Genomic DNA, 5,870 nt, shown 5'->3' on the forward strand with positions numbered 1-5,870 from the left:
CCTTTAATACGAGCAAGCCCTGCACATTGAGTGCGGTAAGCTGATTATCCCAGCAATACAGCTCCTGCAAAGCCGTCAGCCCCTGTACATCAAGGGAGCTCAGCCGGTTTTTGGTACAGTACAGCGCCTGTAAGGCAGGTAAGCCCTGCACATTGAGTGCGGTGAGCTGATTATCCCAGCACTCCAGCCACTGCAAAGCGGTCAGTCCCTGTACATCGAGTGAGGTAAGTCGATTGCTGCCGCAATTCAATTCCCGTAAAGCAGTCAAGTCGCTCACATCGAGATCTGCGATTGCATTATCGTTGCAGAATAATATCCGTAAAGCGGTCAAACGGCGTACATTCAGTGCAGTAAGCCGGTTATGACCGCAGTATAGCGTATGTAAGGCGGTTAATCTCCGTCCGTCAAGTGAGGTAAGCAGATTATCACCGCATTCAAGTTCCTGCAAAGCAGTCAGTCCTTGAAGGTCGAACGATGTCAGCTGATTTTCACCGCATCGCAGTATCCGCAAAGCAGTTAAGCCGTGTACATCAAGCGAAGTAAGCATATTGTTTTGGCAATACAGCTCCTGCAAAGCGGGCAGCCCTTGTACGTCAAGCGCTGTAAGCCGGTTACGGTAACAGTCAAGCTCGATAAGAGCACCTTTAAGGACAACCTTTGTTCCCGTTGCCGTAAGTACCGTTTTTTCGCCGCTCGGGAATTCCGTAACCGTGCAGCCTTCTACCTGTACAGGTGAACCGTCTGCCGTTACCGCCCGTACGGTTATCTCTTTTTTGTCGGGGCTTATACCGAGTATTGCTTTGCCTGTATTTTCGCGTTTCTTTGCCGTATGCGTCGCCGTAGTGCAGGCTGTCAACAATCCTGCTGCAAACAGCAATGTGATTAACAGTTTTTTCATTTTCTCCTCCTAACAAATTGTTCCGCAGAAAAGGATAGTGCGGATATATTTTCGTAATTACCGGTAGCGCCCTTACTCCCAGTCTTCAAAATCCATGAAACATTCCCCTTCCGGAACATTCTGTATTTCAAGCCAGCCTTCATTATCTGTTTTTGCATAAATCTCGCCGTGTTTGATTGTATCGGAAGATACATAAACCGTTACCTTTCTGTTTGCAATAGGCTCGCCCGTGTTGTTATCTATGAATCGCGTTTTTATAAAATTCGTTCCGTTTAACTCCATATTGATCGTCCGTATCGTGTTTTTCCCCTGCACATACATTCTTTCTTGAGGAAGAAAATTGGCATCACGCTTGTACAAAGCGGTTATCGTGTAATAGGTGTCTTCATGCAGCGAACTTTTTACCGGAATAAATATCGAAAAATCCTTTCTTGAGTCAGGATATTGCGTATTATTATCCAGCATCAGCTCCGTATCCATATCTTTTTTATAAAAAATTCCGTTATGTGAGTACAGCCGAACGAATTGAGAACGCTCGTTGTCAAAATAACAGAGGGTTAAAGAAACTCCTTTCGGTGCCATTGACATTCTAAAGCAGCATTCATCTTCGCTGACGCGAGGCTTTGTATAGGCGATTATTTCATAGACATCGTGTTTTTCAGATTTTTCAAAATCGCTGCTCATATCTATCCATATTCCCTGCGGAAGAAAAACACAGGTTTCGGCAGTCTGTTTATTTTCTTGCGAAACATTCCAATCTCCGGCAGGAAGCGTAATGTGTTTTGTTTTTCCGATTATCAATGTTTGTTTGAATGTTTTTTCACGATTACTGAATTCCAGTATGATTTTTTTACCATTACAGTCATCATCAAGAATATGCCAACAGATATCATACACATGCTTATGTTGATTTTGAACGCTCATACACGATGAAAACGAAATCAATACGGTTAAAACTTTTAAATAGAAAAATACGTTCTTCATATATTATTCATCCTCTATATTTCCATTAATTTTACCAGCCGATAAACATCGCCGTTTCAATGACGCCTTCGCTGTTTTCTATGATGCCGAGTAGATCAGAGGGATTTTCTTATATTAGTCAATATCAAATTCATCCTCTGTAAAAATAGTGACATTTTGCGCAGAAACTCTGTCAACTTTTTGTGTTTTGAGTTCGCGATCACGTGTAACTTGCTGTATTTTATAAAGGTAGAGTTCGCCCTCCTCATAGCGAAAGAACATACTCAAGCTCCAATAAATATTACCATTTGGCGTAGAATGGGAAATAATAATGCCATCTTCAACCTTTTCGATTCCGTCAAAACCTGTGACGAAACCGGCCATATTTGATATAAGCGTGTTATACGTTTTTCCAACTCTATATGTTTCACCCGTGCTGATAATCTCCACAAGGCTCCTGCGATAAAACTTTTCCATGGCAAATTCAAAGTCATCGCTCAAAGGCGCAATGATCGATTTTGGCACCAGCAAAATAAGATAATCCTCTTTGCCATCATTATTGATATTCACCGGAATCACTTCACGAATCTCATAGTAATTTGCTATTTTAATATTCTTAAAACTAAAATGCCCCGTATATTTCAAATCCCACGCAAAATGTGTCGCGGGCTTGATTTCTGTGCTTAGTTCTTGCGCACAAAACGCAACATTCAACACTCCAAACACGCCATACAATAAAAGCACAATCTTTTTCATTTTTATTCCTCCTGTATAATTTTCCACTCTCATCGCTCAATACTAAAAGAGACGGGGTAGCCGTCCTGCCACTCGGACACATCCTCTATTTTAGGATCATATTGCCCGTAAGAATAGCCGTGAAATTCAATCGTCACGCGCGTATCATTCACCGCTGTAATTTTAAAAGCATCCGCATACCACTGAGCCACCGAAATAATACCATGCTCTTGTTTGCTGACCTCTTCAAGTGCATGCTCCAGATACGGATCGAGTAAATATCTCTTTTGCCTTTTCAAATCGTATAAAAATATATTTTCGTCATTTTTTTCGCGCTCCGTATAAATGAGCAGGTTATTATCCGTATCAGCAATGACCTCGCCGATTCCATAGTAATCAACTATTTTTACGCCGCTTGTCTTTTTATACAAAATATTTCTATAGCCTCCGTCAAAAAAAGTGAGCATAAAGTAATCATCGAAATCTACATTTTCGTAGCGCGGTAAATAGCGAGTATCATAAAGCGGCTGCCCATCTCGCATACCGTGCCGAAATACGTTTGTCGAGCCTAAAATAAATAACGTAGCGTCTTTTTGCAGCTGCGTTTGAATGCCGGGGGCTCGTTTCGCTCCAAGTAATACGGGCTTAAAAATGAGAGTATAGCCGCCTTTTAGCTCATATCGCGTCTCTTGCGGGAGCCCGATTCCGCTATACTTTTTTGGAGCGTGTTCAAGCGGATAGATACTCGAAGCGTTGAAAAACCAATCTTCGCTGTATTCGGTCAAGTCAATAACTTTAAGCAATTTAGATTCTTGCATTCCGTTTTCCGCCACCATGACAGCGGTCAACAGTCCCGCTGCAAACAGCACTGCTATCGATAGCGTTTTCATTTTGGTTCCTTCTTTTATATTTCAATTAATTCTGCCAGCCGATAAACATCGCCGTTTCAATGACGCCTTCGCTGTTTTCCACAATGCCGAGTAGATCAGAAGGAAAGAGATCGGAGGAGCAGCCGAAGAAATAGTCGATACGCCCGTCATCAATACGGATTATGAAGAGCTTTAGCGTTTCTAAGGCTTCCTCCCCGTATTCTGCACCGAATTTTTTTGTAATATAAGCACGAAGCCCTTTTTCCCGTGCAGGAAGGTTTGCAGCCAATGTATGGAAATCTGCAAGCCGTTTTTCTATTGCAGCGGAATCGTTTTTGTTACACGTAAGAGCTATATGCAAGGTATCGCCGTTCCACGGTATTTTACCCTCTAACCACGTGTCATACTGCCATGTGAATATGCACAACTCATCCGTCACCGTCTCCGGAACTTCCGCGAAAACCGGCACAGCTGCAAACAGTATACAGATTACTACAAACCCCAAAAAACGGATACGACTTTTTATTTTTAAGTTCATACATGACCTTTCAAATTTAATATTATCCGAAATAAAACCAACAGTTGCTTCTATTCTATTTATTATATCCTTATTTATTCCAGTATCCATAATTCCCCCTTTCTCTTTGTTTCTAAATTTAAACTTTTATGGATACTTATTGCAAAAGGAATGGTAATGAGTGTTGCCAAAGCGTCTGCAATCGCCTGTGAATATATCACGCCGTTTAAACCGATAATATTAGGCAATAGTAAAATAAGCGGTATAAATACAATGCCTTGTCTTAATGAATTTAAAAAGACTCCGGCTAATGCCTTGCCTATAGATAAATACAACGTAGAGTAGGAAAATTGGAAGCCGAATGTTACAAACATAATGACACCGGCTCTTAATGCAGGAATTGCTATACTTGCCACATTGTCATCGGTTCCGAATAGCGCTACGATATTCGGTGCAAATATATAAATTATCAGTGTCCAAGCGATACAAAATATATTTGTCCATTTAATGCTCGCCTTTATCGCTTCTTTCACTCTTTCATAATTTTTAGCTCCATAATTAAAACCTGCCAACGGCTGCAATCCTTTCATATATCCGAATACGACATTCGCTCCCAGTGTTACAATTCTCAGAACTATTCCCATTGCAGCAATTGCTCCTTCACCATACAGAGAAGCCGCGGAAGATATTTTACTTATAGATATGGTTTGCAAGATTTGCAGCAGCAACAGGGAAATTCCTATCTTCAATATCTCGTGATACATCGTAAGAGTAGGTTTGAAGTAAGACACTTTTATTTCAATTAAATTTTTATCTCCGATAAAGTACATAACGTACATAAGACTTGTTATAGCTCTCGCTATTAATGTTGCAATAGCAGCGCCCTTTACTCCCCAATTGAGCCAAAATATGAATATCGGATCTAAAATCATATTTGACAGAGAGCCTATCATCATTGCTTTTAAAGAAATGTGAGCAGCGCCTTGTGCAACAGCTACATTTCCAAGCGTAACGTTTATTGTGCCTAAAATACCGCCTAGTATGAAAATGCCGGTATAAGATTTGGAAAGTTTCATAATGGACGGGATTGCGCCCATAAACTTCAACACGCTATCTAAACCGCAAAATAATGCGATGGCCGTTATTATTCCTAAAATCGCACTGGAAAATAAAGCAACCGTAGCGACAATATCCGCTTCTTTTTTATTATTTCCGCCTAATAACCGTGATATATAGGAACCTGCCCCTGCTCCAAAGGTGAGTCCTATACCTAAAAAAATAAGTTGAATTGGAAATGCAACCGAAACCGCGGCAACCGCCTGCTTTCCAAGCCCTGATACAAAATATGTGTCTACCACGTTATATAAGGCGGCTACTAACAAGCTGATAACCATAGGAATACCAAGCTTAAAAAGCGCTTTGTTAATATTTTCTTCTCTTAACATTTTTATTCTGTTTTCATTCATTTACTGTTTCACCCTTCATTCAATGTGTAATTAGTAATGTGTAATGTGTAATTACCGTACACCGTACGTATGTCACTTTAATTCCCAATTACAAATAATCCATTACCAATTAGAATATACCCATTACCGCCCAACACTGCATGCTATACGCAAGCCAAAATTGATGATGCTGAGGATGGGGATGCTGTCGACCCGAACACCGACGACGCAGTACAACGCGTAATCGGACCAGCAGCCGCCGCGAGCGACACGGCTAAAACCGGAAGCAGCACCGGTCGGATCCTGTCCCCCGTCAGACGTATTATCGTCGTACCAATCCCAGCACCATTCCCAGACGTTTCCGCTCATATCGTATAAACCGTACCCGTTCGCTTGCTTCTTCTTTACTTCATGCGTTTTATCCTTCGCATCTCCTCCGTCGC

At 41.3% G+C, this 5,870-nt stretch carries 7 protein-coding genes; all 7 read right to left on the bottom strand.

Annotated features, from left to right (window positions below):
- On the bottom strand, positions 1–898 hold an 898-nt coding region (locus ACTTJ8_RS11260), incomplete at its 3' end, for a leucine-rich repeat domain-containing protein (RefSeq protein WP_442721240.1).
- A 72-nt stretch (positions 899–970) separates the two neighbouring features.
- Positions 971–1,882 (bottom strand): hypothetical protein, encoded by a 912-nt coding sequence (locus ACTTJ8_RS11265; protein WP_442721241.1) that lies wholly within the window; start codon positions 1,880–1,882, stop codon positions 971–973.
- Between the two features lie 114 nt (positions 1,883–1,996).
- Positions 1,997–2,617 (bottom strand): hypothetical protein, encoded by a 621-nt coding sequence (locus ACTTJ8_RS11270; protein WP_442721242.1) that lies wholly within the window; start codon positions 2,615–2,617, stop codon positions 1,997–1,999.
- 29 nt (positions 2,618–2,646) lie between these two features.
- Positions 2,647–3,486, bottom strand: a complete 840-nt coding sequence (locus ACTTJ8_RS11275) for a hypothetical protein (protein WP_442721243.1) — start codon at positions 3,484–3,486, stop codon at positions 2,647–2,649.
- Between the two features lie 25 nt (positions 3,487–3,511).
- On the bottom strand, positions 3,512–4,093 hold the full coding sequence (locus tag ACTTJ8_RS11280; protein WP_442721244.1) for a hypothetical protein: 582 nt from the start codon (positions 4,091–4,093) through the stop codon (positions 3,512–3,514).
- On the bottom strand, positions 4,078–5,448 hold the full coding sequence (locus ACTTJ8_RS11285; RefSeq protein WP_442721245.1) for an MATE family efflux transporter: 1,371 nt from the start codon (positions 5,446–5,448) through the stop codon (positions 4,078–4,080). The genes ACTTJ8_RS11280 and ACTTJ8_RS11285 overlap by 16 nt, the downstream gene beginning before the upstream one ends.
- 123 nt (positions 5,449–5,571) lie before the next feature.
- A partial coding sequence (locus tag ACTTJ8_RS11290; RefSeq protein ID WP_442721246.1) for a formylglycine-generating enzyme family protein occupies positions 5,572–5,870 on the bottom strand: 299 nt, incomplete at its 5' end.

The organism is Treponema sp. (genome assembly GCF_052169735.1).
Classification (GTDB): Bacteria; Spirochaetota; Spirochaetia; order Treponematales; family Treponemataceae; genus Treponema.

Excerpts from the sequence above, each read along its gene's own strand:
- ACTTJ8_RS11280 (WP_442721244.1), bottom strand. The coding sequence starts at position 4,093 with ATGGATACTGGAATAAATAAGGATATAATAAATAGAATAGAAGCAACT.
- ACTTJ8_RS11275 (WP_442721243.1), bottom strand. The coding sequence starts at position 3,486 with ATGAAAACGCTATCGATAGCAGTGCTGTTTGCAGCGGGACTGTTGACC.
- ACTTJ8_RS11270 (WP_442721242.1), bottom strand. The coding sequence starts at position 2,617 with ATGAAAAAGATTGTGCTTTTATTGTATGGCGTGTTTGGAGTGTTGAAT.
- ACTTJ8_RS11265 (WP_442721241.1), bottom strand. The coding sequence starts at position 1,882 with ATGAAGAACGTATTTTTCTATTTAAAAGTTTTAACCGTATTGATTTCG.
- ACTTJ8_RS11285 (WP_442721245.1), bottom strand. The coding sequence starts at position 5,448 with ATGAATGAAAACAGAATAAAAATGTTAAGAGAAGAAAATATTAACAAA.